This is a genomic window from Pseudomonas sp. H11T01, from assembly GCF_048515765.1.
Lineage (GTDB): Bacteria > Pseudomonadota > Gammaproteobacteria > Pseudomonadales > Pseudomonadaceae > Aquipseudomonas.
In genome coordinates this window covers 38,826-54,664 of record NZ_JBLYED010000040.1, presented here as the reverse complement: position 1 = coordinate 54,664, position 15,839 = coordinate 38,826, and the positions used below count along the sequence as shown (strand labels likewise).

Sequence of the window (15,839 nt, the reverse complement as noted above, 5' to 3'; positions counted from 1 at the left end):
TTTTTGCCGATGTCGATACCCAGAAGCGTTACGGTGTTCATGAGAGATCCTCCTTCGGTAAAGAGAGAGCCTCGGCAAGTTTAGACTCGCCGAGGTTCTCACCGGGCTGACCATCTCATTAGGTCTTTGCCCCAAGCGTACGGCACCTCGCTAAGGCTCGTTGTTCCCTCGCTCCGGCATTCATCAGGGCGCATCGCCTCCGGTCGGCTGCGCTTCGACCTCCTCTCGATGTGTTCGACTTCGTCGAACGGCGCTTCGCGCCTACCCCCTGATGAACGTCTCCACTCGGCCTCCCGAAGGGGCGGGCAGGTCAAAAGCAAGCGAGGCGGCCTACCGGCCGGCCTGTTCGTGGGGTGTATGTGCTTTTCCTGTAAGTTGCCGCAGGCTGCAATTTTTTAGGGTTGAACACATTCCCACAGACATAAAAAAAGGTGCGACCCAAACGGATCGCACCTTTTTTGTAGCCGCCTGAAAATCAGGTGCCGAGTACTTTCGAGGCTAGCCAGAATAGACCGGCCGATAAGGCCACCGTCGCAGGCAGGGTCAGGACCCAGGCCAGCAGGATGGTTTTCACCATTCCGCCTTGCAGGCCACTCTTGTTGGCAACCATGGTCCCGGCAACCCCTGAGGACAGCACGTGGGTGGTCGACACTGGCAAGGCGAAGATGTTGGCCATGCCGATGGCACAGGCGGTGGTGATTTGCGCCGACATGCCCTGGGCATAGGTCATGCCTTGCTTGCCGATCTTCTCACCGATGGTCAGTACCACACGCTTCCAGCCGATCATGGTGCCCAGGCCCAAGGCCAGGGCAACGGCGAGAATGACCCAGAAAGGCGCGTACTCGGTGGTGGCCGTCAGGTCTTTACGCAGTTTATCCAGGTCGGCTTTTTCACGAGCATCGAGGCTAGGCAGTTTGCCGACTTTCTTCGCTGTATCGTCCAGGCAAAGCAGGTTGCGACGTACTTCGATGCGGCTTTCGGCCGGCAGAGAGTGATAGTCAGCGACGCCGTTGAGCGTGTTCAGCAAGGAGGAGATGGTCGGTTCGGTTTGTTGCGGGTTGCAGCGGAATTTTCCCGGCAAATCTTCTTTAACGCTTTTGCCCAGCGCCAGGAATTCACCCAGGGAGCTGCTGTTGCGCTGATAGAACTGGCTCAGGTGCAAGGTCGCATCACGGGTGCGTTCGATCTGGTAGGTGGTGCTGCTCAGGTCGAGAACAAACTGGCTCGGAACGATGCCGATCAACACCAGCATGATCAGACCGATGCCTTTCTGGCCATCGTTGGAGCCGTGCACAAAACTCACGGCCATCGCGGAAACCACCAGTACCATGCGATTCCAGAACGGCGGATGCTTCTTGTCATCGATCTTGCGGCGTTGGTCCGGGGTCTTGTGCATCTTGGACAGCGGTCGCCACCATTTCAGACCCACCAGCACCAGCCCCGCAACGATAAATCCGGCGACCGGCGAGAACACCAGGGACGCGCCGATATCGATCGCTTTTTGCCAGTTCACGCCATCCGCCAGCGGGATATCGTTGAGCAGTGCATTCGCCAGGCCTACGCCGAGGATCGAACCGATCAAGGTATGCGAGCTGGAGGCCGGGATACCGAAGTACCAGGTGCCCAGATTCCAAGTGATCGCGGCGGCGAGTAATGAGAACACCATGGCCAGCCCGTGGCCGGTGTTCACATTGATCAGCAGTTCCACCGGCAACAAGTGGACGATTGCATAGGCCACGCCGACTCCGCCGAGCAACACGCCGAGAAAGTTGAAGACACCGGAAAAGAACACGGCCAAATGAGGCGGCATGGCTTTGGTGTAGATAACAGTGGCCACCGCGTTAGCAGTGTCATGAAAGCCGTTGATGAACTCGAAGGCGAGGACAAAGGCCAGGGCGAGCAAGAGGCTCACAAGCACCCAAGCATCTAGTCCGCTGAATAAATCGATCATGAAGGTTTTCTGACCCGGTCGTAAGGGGGCGCGATTATGCCAGAAAACCCAGGTAATCAATGCACTTGCTGCTCATCGGTAACATTCTTCAACGAATTAGATTGCAGGAAGACCCTGCAGCCCAGGTTTTTTCGGGCTTTGGCAACCTATTGATTTTGTTGCTGATGATCGAAAATCAGAATGATTTCTTCGACACGACGAGAGGTTGAAACATTTATATAGAATTCAAATGGAAGGCTAGCCGCGAGCTATTTGCCTCATCCGGTTGGGTTGAGGTAGCAGCCGTTCGCTTGTAGCGAGCGGAATAGGGGTCGACGATCCGGCCAGCTTTTATCTGGCAGGGACGTGGCCAGCCCTGAAGGATTCAAGCCCAAGCCGTCATGGCTCTTCGGCTTTGAGTTCCTTTTCCATTTTCTGCAGCTCTTGAGTAAAAGCCTGATCGAGAATGCTGGCACGTTTACGCCAGGGTTTGCGTTCTGGTTCGGGCTGGGCGGCGTAGGTGGTGACTTCCCCGCCGTAAACTTCCTTGTAACGTTGTTCCTGGCGCTCAAGTTCCGCGCGCAGTTCGTCTTTCGTCACATTGTTACCTAATTGAGTTGAGATAAATCCTGGTGATACGCAGTGCAACACTGATGTTTATCAAATCGCCTCACAGGCAAGGCCAATAAAGGCTCGGCTTTTGAAACGATCGGGTAAACAGCATCCTTGTTGAATGCGGCCACGGCACCAGAGAAGAACAGCTGCCGTGAAACAGTTTTCCTTTCTTGCAAGCGCGTTGACAGGGCATTTGAAGAGCCGCCAAGCGTTTACTGCAGGAAGCGCCATTGGAATGTGCGCAGCCTGGTGATTGGATCCGATGGTATAGAGAAACCGCGGTCATCACATGATGCATTATAGCGGTCGATCTGAATAACACTATCGCCAAGAAGTTAAAAGCCGTCAACTTTGTATGAGGGTTTTGTTACCGGGAAGTTTTGTCAGCAAGTACACATTTTGCTGGCGCGGTGTTGCTGTCTGTTTTCTGGCGGCAATAAAACGTACAAGTCGCGCGTGGTAAGAAGCTGACTTCCAAGGGGTGTTGGTTCCCTTCAAAAAATGTGAATTCTTGTCAATCAGCGCTTGCGGGCATGAAGGTGCCTGAGAAGAAAACCACCGCCCCGCCGCCAAGGCGCAATTGCGATTATCGGTTGATGGTTCGATAATCGCCCAACGTTGACTGCCGGTGGCTTGTGTACCGACCACGCAGCAGCCTGTAATAGATGTCGACCTGTGTGGAAAGGAACTGAAATGAACGATCAATTACGCAACTCTTTCGCTTCAGTGGCCCCGCCAATCGTTGCCTCACCGGCCAAGCGAATCCAGGCATTCACCGGCGATCCGGATTTCATGACCTCCCTGGCGCGGGGCTTGGCGGTGGTGCAGGCCTTCCAGGAGCGCAAGCGCCATCTGACCATCGCGCAGATCAGTCACCGTACGGAAATCCCCCGGGCGGCGGTGCGCCGTTGTCTGCATACGTTGATCAAACTCGGTTACGCGACCACTGATGGCCGCACCTACTCACTGCTGCCCAAAGTGTTGACCCTGGGCCATGCCTACCTGTCCTCGACGCCGTTGGCGGTTTCGGCTCAGCCTTATCTGGACCGCATGAGCGAGCAACTTCACGAGGCCTGTAACATGGCTACGCTGGAAGGCGATGACATTCTGTATATCGCCCGCTCGGCGACGACCCAGCGACTGATCTCTGTTGACCTGTCAGTGGGCGGGCGTCTGCCGGCCTACTGCACCTCCATGGGACGGATCCTGCTGGCAGCGCTTGACGATGCCTCGCTTCACGACTATCTCGAGCACGCCGAGTTGCAAGCCAAAACCAGTCGCACTTTGCACACCCCTGAAGCGCTGTTCGAATGCCTGCAACAGGTCCGTCAGCAAGGTTGGTGCATTGTCGACCAAGAACTCGAGCAGGGCCTGCGTTCGATCGCCGTACCGGTGTACGACGCTTCCGGACAAGTGCTGGCGGCATTGAACGTCAGCACCCACGCCGGGCGCGTGAGCCGCAATGAGCTTGAACAGCGTTTTCTGCCCGGCCTGCTGAGCGCCAGCCGCGACCTGAGCGCGCAGTTGTTTGCCTAGGGGCATCAGACCCGTATCTGTTCGGTAAACGCACAGATACGGGTTTGGCGAATTGACGCTGTTTCCCCTGCTTCATTAATGTCGCGGCAGCGTCATCCGGCGATGTGGGTTAACTGCCATCAGCCGGGCGGCGACCCAATAATAATGAAGAGGCCAACCCCGCCATGAGCACTTTCTCCGCCTGCCGTTGCCTGCACCGGTTCAGCCTTCGAGCCTGGGTCGCCTGACTCCGGTATTGCCCCTTTTGTGAAACCGCTGGCCGTTGCCGGCACCTGTTCGCCTGCGCATCTTGTGTGGAATAAAAATAATGAATCAGCCTCAGTCTGCTGTAGGGACCTGCCTCGACGTGCAGTCCTTCATCAATGCCCAACCGCTGTCCCGCTATCAGTGGCGGGTCGTCATCCTGTGTTTTCTGATTGTCTTTCTTGACGGCCTGGACACCGCTGCCATGGGCTTCATTGCACCAGCGCTGTCGCAGGATTGGGGGATTGATCGTGCCAGCCTCGGTCCAGTGATGAGTGCGGCGCTGATTGGCATGGTCTTCGGCGCTCTGGGCTCCGGCCCGCTGGCCGACCGTTTTGGTCGCAAAGTCGTATTGGTGGGGGCGGTGCTGTTGTTCGGTGCATTCAGCTTGGCATCGGCCTACAGCAGCAATGTTGACCAACTGTTGATACTGCGCTTTTTGACCGGACTGGGCTTGGGTGCCGGCATGCCAAATGCCACCACGCTGCTGTCCGAGTACACCCCCGAGCGGCATAAGTCGCTGCTGGTCACCAGTATGTTTTGCGGGTTCAACCTGGGCATGGCCGGTGGCGGTTTCATTTCGGCCAAGCTGATTCCGGCGTTCGGCTGGCACAGTCTGTTGATGATCGGCGGAATCCTGCCATTGATCCTGTCGGTGGTCTTGTTGCTCTGGCTGCCCGAGTCGGCGCGGTATCTGGTGGTGCGCAATCGCGGCGCGGACAAAGTGCGCAAAGCGTTGGCACCGATCGATCCTGCGACCGTCGCCCAGGCCGCCAGCTTCAGCGTGCCAGAGCAGAAAACCGTAAAAGCCCGCAACGTGTTCGCAGTCATTTTCTCCGGGACTTACAGCACTGGGACCTTGCTGTTGTGGCTGACCTATTTCATGGGGTTGGTCATCGTCTATCTGCTGACCAGTTGGCTGCCGACGTTGATGCGTGACAGCGGCGCGAGCATGGAGCAGGCGGCGTTTATCGGAGCACTGTTCCAGTTCGGCGGAGTACTCAGCGCGGTGGCCGTGGGTTGGGCGATGGATCGGTTCAATCCGCACAAAGTTATCGGCATTTTCTACTTGATGGCCGGGGTCTTTGCCTACGCAGTAGGGCAGAGCCTGGGCAACATCACGCTGTTGGCGACCCTGGTGCTGGTCGCGGGCATGTGCGTCAACGGCGCGCAATCGGCGATGCCTTCACTGGCAGCGCGCTTCTATCCGACTCAAGGCCGGGCGACTGGCGTGTCGTGGATGCTCGGGATCGGTCGTTTTGGCGCGATTCTCGGTGCCTGGATGGGCGCGACGCTGTTGGGCCTGGGCTGGAACTTCGAGCAAGTGCTGACTGCACTGGTGATTCCAGCGGCGCTGGCGACCACGGCGGTGGTGATCAAGGGCATGGTCAGCCATGCGGATGCGACCTGATAAGAGGGTGGTTGATCGTTAGCCTGACAACAATATGTTCGATAAACGAACGCTTAGTCGATTATCGGATTGTTTGACGTTTTTCCAAGGCTTAATCTTCAGTCACTCCGGCGCTGTTCATCGCGCCTTTTTCTTCCACGTTGGTTTACTGAAAATCGGGAGCCCACTCCATGGCTGAAATCCTTTCGCTGCACGACGCGGTGAAGCAATTCGTCAACGACGGCGACACCGTCGCGCTCGAAGGCTTCACTCACCTGATCCCGACAGCGGCGGGTCATGAAATCATTCGCCAGGGCAAGAAAGACCTGACCCTGGTGCGGATGACGCCTGACCTGATCTACGACCAGTTGATCGGTGCCGGCTGTGCTCGCAAGCTGATTTTCTCCTGGGGCGGTAACCCAGGCGTCGGTTCTCTGCACCGTCTGCGTGACGCCGTCGAGAGGCAGTGGCCGCACCCGTTGGAGATCGAAGAACACAGCCACGCCGACCTCGCCAATGCCTACGTTGCCGGTGCCTCCGGTCTGCCGTTCGCGGTGTTGCGAGCCTACGCCGGTTCCGACTTGCCGAAGGTCAACCCGCTGATCAAAAGCGTCACTTGCCCGTTTACTGGTGAAGTGCTGGCGGCGGTGCCTTCGGTGCGCCCGGATATCACGGTGATTCATGCTCAGAAAGCCGACCGCAAAGGCAATGTGCTGCTCTGGGGCATCCTTGGCGTACAGAAAGAAGCGGCGCTGGCGGCCAAACGCTGCATCGTCACCGTCGAAGAAATCGTCGACGACCTGAAGGCACCAATGAATGCCTGCGTATTGCCGACCTGGGCCTTGAGCGCCGTCTGCCACGTGCCGGGTGGCGCGCATCCGTCCTACGCCCACGGTTACACCGAGCGTGACAACCGTTTCTATCAGGCCTGGGACGCGATTGCCCGCGACCGCGAAACCTTCACCGCCTGGATCAACGAATACATCCACGGCAGCGCTGACTTCAGTGAATTCCAGGCCAAGCTGGCCCGCGCTTCGGAGGCTAAATAATGACTTACTCCACCAATGAAATGATGACCGTCGCCGCTGCCCGCCGTTTGAAGAATGGTTCGGTGTGCTTCGTCGGTATCGGCCTGCCTTCCAAGGCGGCCAACCTGGCGCGGCTGACCTCCTCGCCAGACGTGGTACTGATCTACGAGTCCGGCCCGATTGGCGCCAAACCGACTGTGTTGCCGCTGTCGATTGGTGACGGCGAGCTGGCGGAAACCGCCGACACTGTCGTACCGACCGGTGAGATTTTTCGCTACTGGCTGCAAGGCGGGCGCATTGACGTCGGCTTCCTCGGTGCCGCGCAGGTCGACCGCTTCGGCAATATCAACACCACGGTGGTGGGCGACTATCACCATCCGAAAGTCCGCCTGCCCGGTGCCGGTGGCGCGCCTGAGATCGCCGGTTCGGCGAAAAGCGTGTTGATCATCCTCAAACAGTCGGTGCGTTCGTTTGTCGACAAACTCGACTTCATTACTTCGGTCGGCCATGGCGAAGGCGGCGATTCGCGCAAACGCCTCGGCCTGCCGGGCGCCGGGCCGGTCGGGATCATTACCGACCTGTGCATCATGGAGCCGGAAGCTGTCAGCCACGAGTTTGTGGTCACCGCGCTGCATCCGGGTGTGACCCGCGAGCAGGTGATCGCGGCGACCGGTTGGGCCGTTCGTTTCGCCGATCAGGTTGAGCACACCGCCGAACCGACCGAAGTCGAGCTGACCGCGTTGCGTGATCTCGAAGCACGTACTGCAGCGGCCCACGGCCAAGCACCGGGAGAAGCCTGATGCGCGAAGTCTTTATCTGTGATGCGATCCGCACCCCCATCGGTCGTTTCGGCGGTGGTCTGGCGGCCGTGCGTGCGGACGATCTGGCCGCCGTGCCGATCAAGGCGCTGATGGAGCGCAACCCTTCGGTGGACTGGAACGCGGTGGACGAGGTGTTCCTCGGCTGCGCCAACCAGGCCGGTGAGGACAACCGCAACGTCGCACGCATGGCCTTGTTGCTGGCCGGTTTGCCGGAGAGCATTCCAGGCGTGACGCTCAACCGTCTCTGCGCTTCGGGCATGGACGCCATCGGTACTGCATTTCGGGCGATTGCCAGCGGCGAGATGGAGTTGGCGATTGCTGGCGGCGTCGAGTCGATGTCCCGCGCGCCCTTCGTCATGGGCAAGGCTGACGCGGCGTTCTCGCGCAACATGAAGCTGGAAGACACCACCATCGGCTGGCGCTTTATCAACCCGTTGATGAAGGCCCAATACGGCGTCGATGCGATGCCGCAGACTGGCGACAACGTCGCCGATGACTACCAGGTTTCCCGCGCCGATCAGGACGCTTTCGCCGTGCGCAGTCAGCAACGTACTGCGGCCGCACAAGCCGCCGGGTTCTTCGCTGAAGAAATCGTCCCGGTGCGTATTGCCCACAAAAAGGGCGAGAGCGTGGTCGAGCAGGACGAGCATCCGCGCGCCGACACCTCGCTGGAAACCCTGAGCAAACTCAAACCGGTGAATGGCCCGGACAAGACCGTCACCGCTGGCAATGCCTCGGGTGTGAATGACGGTGCGGCGGCGTTGATTCTGGCCTCGGCCGAAGCCGTGAAGAAACATGGCCTGACCGCTCGCGCTCGGGTATTGGGCATGGCCAGCGCCGGTGTCGCGCCACGGGTCATGGGTATTGGCCCGGTGCCGGCGGTGCGCAAATTGACCGAGCGTCTGGGTCTGGCTGTCAGTGATTTCGACGTGATCGAACTCAACGAAGCCTTCGCCAGCCAGGGCTTGGCGGTGCTGCGTGAACTGGGTCTGGCCGATGACGCTGCGCAGGTCAACCCGAACGGCGGCGCCATCGCCTTGGGCCACCCGTTGGGCATGAGCGGTGCGCGACTGGTGCTGACCGCGCTGCATCATCTGGAAAAGACCGGCGGCAAGAAAGGCCTGGCGACCATGTGTGTCGGTGTAGGTCAGGGCCTGGCTTTGGCGATCGAGCGCGTTTGATGCGTCGCTGCTGACTAACAAGAAAAGAGGAGTGCTTCATGACTGACAAGCCTGGTTACCGTCGCCCGCAAGCGGGCACTCAGCCGGAATACCTGCACCCGGCCTACAAATCCACCAACAGTCGCTCACCGTCTAAACCTTTGGCGTTTTTGCCCCATTCGTTGTCGGAAATCACCGGCCCGACCATCGGCGCTGAGTACCTGCAAGACAAAGACAACGACCTGACCGCCCAGCATGAAAGCGAACCACTGGGTGAGCGGATCATCATTCACGGCCGCGTGCTGGATGAAGATGGCCTGCCGGTGCCAGGGATTCTGGTGGAAATCTGGCAGGCCAACGCTGCCGGTCGCTACAACCATGACCGCGATCTGCACGATGCGCCTCTGGACCCGAACTTCACCGGCACCGGCCGCACCGTTACCGACGCGGATGGCTGGTACCAGTTCCAGACCATCAAGCCTGGCGCCTACCCATGGGGCAACCACCACAACGCGTGGCGCCCGGCGCATATCCACTTTTCGCTGTTCGGCCCGAGCATCCTCACGCGCTTGGTGACCCAGATGTATTTCCCCGGTGACCCGTTGTTGGCCTACGACCCGATCTACAACTGTGTACCCGATACCCGCGCCAAAGAGCGTTTGATCGCCAGCTTCGACCTGGAAAAAACCATCCCTTCCTATGCCCTCGGTTATCGCTGGGACATCGTTTTGCGCGGCCGCGAAGCCACGCCGATGGAGAAATAAGATGACGCTCACTGCGACCACTTCACACACCGTCGGCCCGTATTACCACATCGGCCTGACTTGGCTGAACCGTGAAGACCTGACCACGCCCGAGACCCTGGGCGAGCGCGTAGCGATCACCGGGCAGGTCATCGATGGCAACGGCGATTTCGTCAACGATGCAATGCTGGAAGTCTGGCAAGCCAACGCTGTCGGCAAATATCACCATGTCGAAGACGACCAGGACAAACCCCTGGACCCGAACTTCGAAGGCTTTGGCCGGGTGCCGGTGGACGCAGAAGGGCGTTTCCGTTTCACCACCATCAAGCCAGGCACGGTACCGGGCCTTGAAGGCACGACACAGGCGCCGCATCTGGTGGTGTTGGTGTTCGCTCGCGGGTTGGTCAAACACTTGCTGACGCGCATCTACTTTGACGGCGAACCGGCCAACGCCGCCGACCCGCTGCTGGAATGTGTCCCGGCAGAGCGCCGCAGTACGCTGCTGGCCAAGGCGGATGCGTCGGGCACGTATCAGTGGAATGTGATTCTGCAGGGGACGGATGCCGAGACGGTGTTTTTCGATTACTGAGTGATCGTTCCCACGCTCTGCGTGGGAATGCCGCCATGGACGCTCTGCGTCCGCTCTTGATGTGACGCAGAGCGTCACGGGATGCATTCCCACGCGGGAGCGTGGGAACGATCTCTCAGGCAATACGGAAAGGGGCTGTTGCAAAGTATGTCTAGACTCTCACTGTCCCCAAAGAGTGAAAAACCATGACAACAACAACGAGCTACTACACCGGCGAAGAGCGCAGCAAAAGGATTTTTGCGATTGTCGGTGCCTCTTCCGGCAACCTGGTCGAATGGTTCGACTTCTACGTTTACGCCTTCTGCGCAATCTATTTCGCCCCGGCGTTTTTCCCCTCCGACAACCCCACGGTGCAACTGGTTAACACCGCCGGAGTGTTCGCCGCGGGGTTTTTGATGCGCCCCATCGGCGGCTGGCTGTTCGGCCGGGTGGCCGACAAGCACGGGCGCAAGAACTCCATGATGATTTCGGTGCTGATGATGTGCGCCGGCTCACTGTTGATCGCCTGCTTGCCGACTTACAAGGACATCGGCGTCTGGGCGCCGATCCTGCTGCTGGTGGCCCGCCTGATTCAGGGCGTGTCGGTGGGCGGTGAATACGGCACCACCGCGACCTACATGAGCGAAGTCGCGCTCAAGGGCCAGCGCGGTTTCTTCGCTTCGTTCCAGTACGTGACATTGATCGGCGGCCAACTGCTGGCGGTGTTGTTGGTGGTGATCCTGCAACAGTTCCTGACCGAGGACGACCTGCGAGCCTACGGCTGGCGGATTCCGTTTGTGGTCGGTGCGATGGCGGCATTGATTTCGTTGTTCCTGCGTCGTTCGCTGAAAGAAACCACCAGCAAGGAAATGCGCGCAAACAAGGACGCTGGCAGCATCGCTGCGCTGTTCAAAAACCACACTGCCGCATTTATTACCGTGCTCGGCTACACCGCAGGTGGTTCGCTGATTTTCTACACCTTCACCACCTATATGCAGAAATACCTGGTTAACACCGCCGGGATGCCCGCCAAGACCGCCAGTTACATCATGACCGGCGCACTGTTCCTTTATATGTGCATGCAGCCATTTTTCGGCATGCTGGCGGACAAGATCGGCCGGCGTAACTCGATGCTCTGGTTCGGCGCCCTGGGAACGCTGTTCACCGTGCCGATCCTGCTGACCTTGAAGTCTGTGACCAATCCATTCATGGCGTTTGGGCTGATTACCCTGGCACTGGCGATTGTGAGTTTTTACACCTCGATCAGCGGCCTGGTGAAAGCCGAAATGTTCCCGCCGCAAGTCCGTGCGCTGGGGGTAGGCCTGGCATACGCGGTGGCAAACGCGATCTTCGGTGGTTCGGCGGAGTACGTGGCCTTGAGCCTGAAATCGGTAGGTATGGAAAACTCCTTCTACTGGTACGTGACGGTGATGATGGCGGTCGCTTTCCTGTTTAGCCTGCGTCTGCCGAAACAGGCGGCGTATCTGCATAACGATCTTTGAGCTGTCGGCGCGCGCCTGAGTCCGGCGCGCGCCGCGTAAGGAACCCCCTATGCAACGACCGAGCAATCAATTGTTCGATGCCTATTTCACTGCCCGCGATATGCGTGAAGTGTTCTGCGATCAGGGCCGGGTACAGGCCATGCTCGATTTCGAAGCGGCGCTGGCGCGGGCCGAGGCGCGGGTCGGGTTGATTCCGCAGACCGCCGTCGCGCCGATTGAAGCGGCATGCAGGGCAGAGCATTACGACTTCTTCGCGCTGGGCGAGGCAATTGCCACGGCGGGGAACTCGGCGATCCCGCTGGTCAAGGCACTGGGCAAACGGATCGCCGCCCAGGACGCCGAAGCCGAACGTTATGTGCATCTGGGAGCGACCAGCCAGGATGTGATGGACACGGGCCTGGTGCTGCAACTGCGCAGCGCCTTGCAGTTGATTGACAGTGAACTGGCGCGACTCGGTGACGCCCTGGTGATTCAGGCCGAGCGCTATGTGGCCACGCCGCTGGCCGGGCGCACCTGGCTGCAACATGCGACGCCGGTGACTCTAGGTATGAAAATCGCCGGTTGGCTGGGGGCCGTAACCCGCAGCCGACGACGTTTGCAGGAACTCAAACCGCGTCTGCTGGTGCTGCAATTCGGCGGTGCTTCCGGGACCCTCGCGGCCCTCGGTGAGCAGGCCATGCCGATTGCCGAGGCGCTGGCGCAGGAACTGCAACTCGCTCTTCCGGAACAGCCTTGGCACACCCAGCGCGATCGACTGGTGGAGTTCGGGGCGGTGCTGGGCCTGATCGCCGGCAGCCTGGGCAAGCTCGGTCGCGACATCAGCCTGTTGATGCAGACCGAGGCGGCGGAGGTTTTCGAACCTGCCGCGCCGGGCAAGGGCGGGTCGTCGACGATGCCGCATAAACGCAATCCGGTGGGCGCTGCAGTATTGATCGGCGCTGCGACCCGGGTGCCGGGTTTGCTCGCGACGCTGTTCAGTGCGATGCCCCAGGAGCATGAACGCAGCCTGGGTCTGTGGCATGCCGAATGGGAAACCCTGCCGGAGATTTGTTGCCTGGTCTCCGGTGCCTTGAAACAAGCCTTGCTGGTGGCTGAAGGGTTGGAGGTCGACGCCGAGCGCATGGCGAAAAACCTCGACCTGACTCAGGGCCTGGTACTCGCCGAAGCGGTGAGTATCGTCCTTGCCCAGCGCGTGGGCCGCGATACGGCTCACCATCTGCTCGAACAATGCTGCAAGCGGGCCGTCGCTGAGCAGCGCCACCTGCGCGCGGTGCTCGGTGATGAACCCCAGGTGAGCGCCCAACTTTCAGCCGATGAACTTGATCGTCTGCTGGACCCCGCCCATTACCTCGGTCAGGCCCATACTTGGGTTGAGCGAGCGGTGGCTGAACATTTTGCTTTGAATGCCTGAAGGAGACTGCTGTGGGATTCGTACAACTCGCCGATGGCGAACTGAACTACCAACTCGATGGCCCGGAAGATGCGCCAGTGCTGGTGCTGTCCAACTCGCTGGGCACTGATCTGTACATGTGGGATCTCCAGATCCCGGCCTTTGCCGAACATTTCCGGGTGCTGCGTTTCGATACGCGCGGCCACGGTCGTTCACTGGTGACGCCGGGGCCTTACAGCATCGAGCAACTGGGCCATGACGTACTGGCGCTGCTCGACGCCTTGCATATTGAGCGCGCGCATTTCTGTGGTTTGTCCATGGGCGGGTTGATCGGCCAGTGGCTGGGGATCAATGCCGGCGAGCGTCTGCGCAAACTGGTGGTCTGCAACACCGCCGCGAAAATCGGCGATCCGTCCGTGTGGAACCCACGGATCGAAACCGTGCTGCGCGACGGTCCTGCGGCGATGGTTGCCTTGCGTGATGCCTCGATTGCCCGCTGGTTCACTCCGGACTTCGCCCAGGCCAATCCCCAACAGGCGAAACAGATCACCGACATGCTCGCGGCCACCTCACCGCAAGGCTATGCCGCCAATTGCGCAGCGGTGCGTGATGCTGATTTTCGCGAGCAATTGTCTTTGATCAAGGTGCCGACGCTGGTGATTTGCGGCACTGAAGATGCGGTTACGCCGCCGTCGGGCGGGCACTTTATTCAAGAGCATGTACAGGGCTGCGAATACGCTGAGTTCTACGCTGCGCATTTGTCCAACGTCCAGGCTGGCGCTGCGTTCAGTGACCGGGTATTAGCCTTTCTGTTAGCCGAAAAGCGTATTTAAGGAGCGGCTCGTGGACGAGAAACAACGTTATGACGAAGGCCTGCAAGTGCGTCGCGCGGTCCTTGGCGATGCCCATGTCGACCGCAGCCTGAACGCCCTCACCGAGTTCAATTCAGAGTTTCAGGAAATGATCACCCGCCATGCCTGGGGTGATATCTGGACCCGCCCGGGCCTGCCTCGGCATACCCGCAGCCTGATCACCATCGCCATGCTGATCGGCATGAACCGCAATGAAGAACTCAAGCTGCACCTGCGTGCTGCCGCCAGCAACGGCGTGACCCGCGCCGAGATCAAGGAAGTGCTGATGCAGAGCGCAATCTACTGCGGCATTCCGGCCGCCAACGCGACCTTTCACCTGGCTGAATCGGTGTGGGATGAGTTGGGGGTTGAATCGCGGGAATAACCCAGGGTTTTGAGTGACAGATAAATCGCTTTCGCGGGCAAGCCCGCTCCCACAAGGTCAGCGCAAGCGCTGTGGGAGCGGGCTTGCCCGCGAAGCTGTTTGTGGCTTACAGCAAACTAATCGGATAGCTCACAATCACTCGGTTCTCGTCGAACTCGTTGTTGCTGTAGTCGCGGCGGATGGTCGAGTTGCGCCATTTGAAGTTGAGATTTTTCAGGGCGCCGCTCTGCACGGTGTAGCCCAGTTCGCTCTCGCGACCCCATTCCTTGCCGTCGGTGATGGTCCCGGTGTGGACATTGTCGCCGCTGATGTAGCGGTTCATCAGGGTCAGGCCGGGTACGCCCATGGCGGCGAAGTTGTAGTCATGGCGCAGCTGCCAGGACTTTTCCTTGGCGTTGTCATAGCTGGAGTTGTAGCTGTCGTTCGCCAGGGTGCCGCCGCTGGTGCCGTTGACCCGCATCCAGGCGTTGTCGCCGGTGACTTTCTGCAGGCCCACATAGAAGGTGTTGCCGCCGTACTTGGCCGAGAACAGCCCGGACCAGGTCTTGTTGTCCAGATCGCCGGCCCGGGCGCTGCCGTCCTCTTTGCCGTAGAAAAAGCCCAGGTTGGCGCCCAGAGTCCAGTCACCCAAGGGCTGAGTGTGGATCAGGTTGAGGAATTGCTGGCTGTAGATGTCCTTGAGTTCGGCGTTCCACAGACCGATCTGGGTGCGTTTTTCATTGAAGGCGTATTCGGCGCCCTCAAAGTTGAAGCGGTCGGAAGTGAACGCCGCTTTGCCGGTCATCGACATGTCGCTCATGCTGCTGTCGTCACGCGGGCTGTTGGCGCGGAACTGGCCGCCATAGAGCGTCAGACCGTCGATTTCCTTCGAGGTGATCTGACCGCCACGGAACGTCTGTGGCAGCGAACGACCATCGTCCGAACGCAGGATCGGCAACACCGGCATCCATTCGCCAACTTTCAATTCGGTCTGGGAAAGCTTCGCCTTGAAGGCCACGCCCAAGCGACCGAAGTTATCGGCCGGTTCACCATCGTGGTCGAGCGGCAGCAGCTGCGTACCTCCGGTGCCGCGTCCGCCGTCGAGTTTCAGCGAGTACAGGCCGAGCACATCCATACCGAAACCGACGGTGCCCTGGGTGAATCCGGACTTGGCATCAAGGATGAAACTCTGGGTCCACTCTTCGGCCTTGCGCTGAGTCTTGGTCGGGTCGGTGAAGTTACGATTGATGTAGAAATTGCGCAGGTTCAGGTTGACCTTGGCGTCTTCGAGAAAGCCGGATTCCTCGGCCATGACCGGCAATGCCGCGCTCGCCAGCGCTATGGTCAGCAAAGCGTAAGGAGTGGCTGGGAAAGAGGTGAATGGCTTCATGTGATCGGATTCTCTAATTGTTAGGGATGAAGCAGGGCGCTGCCGCAACGTCGGGTTGCAGACAAAAGTGTCGAATTGAAGGACGAGCGGGCTGGATCAGCCGGAGCGGGCAGGGCGCTGGGTCATGGGGTCGAACCTGTTGTTATTGGTTTATGTCGGTGCGGGGAATGGTGCGGTGGATGGTCAAAGCGATTCAATCGGCCATGGCGGGTTTTGGGCGATAATCGAACGGAAGAAGAGCTGCGGGTTTGATCGGTCAAACGTTTAAAGGCCGGCCGATCAAACTCCTGTTTGATGCGGGTGCTTAA

The 15,839-nt window shown here is 59.4% G+C and carries 15 protein-coding genes; 11 read left to right on the top strand and 4 right to left on the bottom strand.

Annotation, left to right across the window (positions count from 1 at the left end; translation table 11 throughout):
- Nucleotides 1–475: 475 nt before the first annotated feature.
- The 3 genes from ACN1C3_RS31315 to ACN1C3_RS31305 form a co-directional block, all read right to left on the bottom strand.
- Nucleotides 476–1,951: an inorganic phosphate transporter gene (locus ACN1C3_RS31315; protein ID WP_419119595.1), complete on the bottom strand. Its 1,476-nt coding sequence runs from the start codon at nt 1,949–1,951 to the stop codon at nt 476–478.
- A gap of 378 nt (nt 1,952–2,329) precedes the next feature.
- Entirely contained in the window at nt 2,330–2,530 is a 201-nt protein-coding gene (locus ACN1C3_RS31310; RefSeq protein WP_419119594.1) for a hypothetical protein, read from the bottom strand.
- Nucleotides 2,531–2,890: 360 nt separating this feature from the next.
- A complete protein-coding gene (locus ACN1C3_RS31305; protein WP_419119593.1) occupies nt 2,891–3,250 on the bottom strand; it encodes a hypothetical protein in 360 nt (119 codons plus the stop codon).
- Here ACN1C3_RS31305 and pcaR point away from each other — a divergent pair.
- The 11 genes from pcaR to pcaC all read left to right on the top strand — a co-directional run bounded on the left by pcaR (nt 3,239) and on the right by pcaC (nt 14,162).
- Nucleotides 3,239–4,081, top strand: coding sequence for a pca regulon transcriptional regulator PcaR (pcaR, locus tag ACN1C3_RS31300; RefSeq protein ID WP_419119592.1), 843 nt, complete (start codon nt 3,239–3,241; stop codon nt 4,079–4,081). The genes ACN1C3_RS31305 and pcaR overlap by 12 nt on opposite strands.
- 307 nt (nt 4,082–4,388) lie before the next feature.
- Complete coding sequence (locus ACN1C3_RS31295; protein ID WP_419119591.1) at nt 4,389–5,735, top strand: MFS transporter; 1,347 nt, start codon at nt 4,389–4,391, stop codon at nt 5,733–5,735.
- A 170-nt stretch (nt 5,736–5,905) separates the two neighbouring features.
- Nucleotides 5,906–6,763 (top strand): CoA transferase subunit A, encoded by an 858-nt coding sequence (locus ACN1C3_RS31290; RefSeq protein WP_419119590.1) that lies wholly within the window; start codon nt 5,906–5,908, stop codon nt 6,761–6,763.
- Nucleotides 6,760–7,542, top strand: coding sequence for a CoA-transferase subunit beta (locus ACN1C3_RS31285; protein WP_419119598.1), 783 nt, complete (start codon nt 6,760–6,762; stop codon nt 7,540–7,542). The genes ACN1C3_RS31290 and ACN1C3_RS31285 overlap by 4 nt, the downstream gene beginning before the upstream one ends.
- A complete protein-coding gene (gene pcaF / locus ACN1C3_RS31280) occupies nt 7,539–8,744 on the top strand; it encodes a 3-oxoadipyl-CoA thiolase (protein WP_419119597.1) in 1,206 nt (401 codons plus the stop codon). The genes ACN1C3_RS31285 and pcaF overlap by 4 nt, the downstream gene beginning before the upstream one ends.
- Before the next feature lie 38 nt (nt 8,745–8,782).
- The gene (pcaH, locus tag ACN1C3_RS31275) at nt 8,783–9,487 is read left to right on the top strand and encodes a protocatechuate 3,4-dioxygenase subunit beta (RefSeq protein ID WP_419119589.1); all 705 of its coding nucleotides are present in this window, start codon (nt 8,783–8,785) and stop codon (nt 9,485–9,487) included.
- A 1-nt stretch (nt 9,488) separates the two neighbouring features.
- Nucleotides 9,489–10,055, top strand: coding sequence for a protocatechuate 3,4-dioxygenase subunit alpha (pcaG, locus tag ACN1C3_RS31270; RefSeq protein WP_419119588.1), 567 nt, complete (start codon nt 9,489–9,491; stop codon nt 10,053–10,055).
- Between the two features lie 185 nt (nt 10,056–10,240).
- On the top strand, nt 10,241–11,536 hold the full coding sequence (locus ACN1C3_RS31265; protein WP_419119587.1) for an MFS family transporter: 1,296 nt from the start codon (nt 10,241–10,243) through the stop codon (nt 11,534–11,536).
- Nucleotides 11,537–11,585: 49 nt separating this feature from the next.
- Nucleotides 11,586–12,947, top strand: coding sequence for a 3-carboxy-cis,cis-muconate cycloisomerase (locus ACN1C3_RS31260; RefSeq protein WP_419119586.1), 1,362 nt, complete (start codon nt 11,586–11,588; stop codon nt 12,945–12,947).
- Between the two features lie 11 nt (nt 12,948–12,958).
- Complete coding sequence (pcaD, locus tag ACN1C3_RS31255; protein ID WP_419119585.1) at nt 12,959–13,759, top strand: 3-oxoadipate enol-lactonase; 801 nt, start codon at nt 12,959–12,961, stop codon at nt 13,757–13,759.
- Between the two features lie 10 nt (nt 13,760–13,769).
- On the top strand, nt 13,770–14,162 hold the full coding sequence (pcaC, locus tag ACN1C3_RS31250) for a 4-carboxymuconolactone decarboxylase (RefSeq protein ID WP_150803589.1): 393 nt from the start codon (nt 13,770–13,772) through the stop codon (nt 14,160–14,162).
- Between the two features lie 106 nt (nt 14,163–14,268).
- Here pcaC and ACN1C3_RS31245 read toward each other — a convergent pair whose 3' ends face one another.
- Nucleotides 14,269–15,531, bottom strand: a complete 1,263-nt coding sequence (locus ACN1C3_RS31245; protein ID WP_419119584.1) for an OprD family porin — start codon at nt 15,529–15,531, stop codon at nt 14,269–14,271.
- Between the last annotated feature and the right edge of the window lie 308 nt (nt 15,532–15,839).

Coding starts and splice junctions, on each gene's coding strand:
- ACN1C3_RS31315 (WP_419119595.1), bottom strand. CDS start 1,951: ATGATCGATTTATTCAGCGGACTAGATGCTTGGGTGCTTGTGAGCCTC.
- pcaR (WP_419119592.1), top strand. CDS start 3,239: ATGAACGATCAATTACGCAACTCTTTCGCTTCAGTGGCCCCGCCAATC.
- ACN1C3_RS31295 (WP_419119591.1), top strand. CDS start 4,389: ATGAATCAGCCTCAGTCTGCTGTAGGGACCTGCCTCGACGTGCAGTCC.
- ACN1C3_RS31290 (WP_419119590.1), top strand. CDS start 5,906: ATGGCTGAAATCCTTTCGCTGCACGACGCGGTGAAGCAATTCGTCAAC.
- pcaH (WP_419119589.1), top strand. CDS start 8,783: ATGACTGACAAGCCTGGTTACCGTCGCCCGCAAGCGGGCACTCAGCCG.
- pcaG (WP_419119588.1), top strand. CDS start 9,489: ATGACGCTCACTGCGACCACTTCACACACCGTCGGCCCGTATTACCAC.
- ACN1C3_RS31265 (WP_419119587.1), top strand. CDS start 10,241: ATGACAACAACAACGAGCTACTACACCGGCGAAGAGCGCAGCAAAAGG.
- ACN1C3_RS31260 (WP_419119586.1), top strand. CDS start 11,586: ATGCAACGACCGAGCAATCAATTGTTCGATGCCTATTTCACTGCCCGC.
- ACN1C3_RS31245 (WP_419119584.1), bottom strand. CDS start 15,531: ATGAAGCCATTCACCTCTTTCCCAGCCACTCCTTACGCTTTGCTGACC.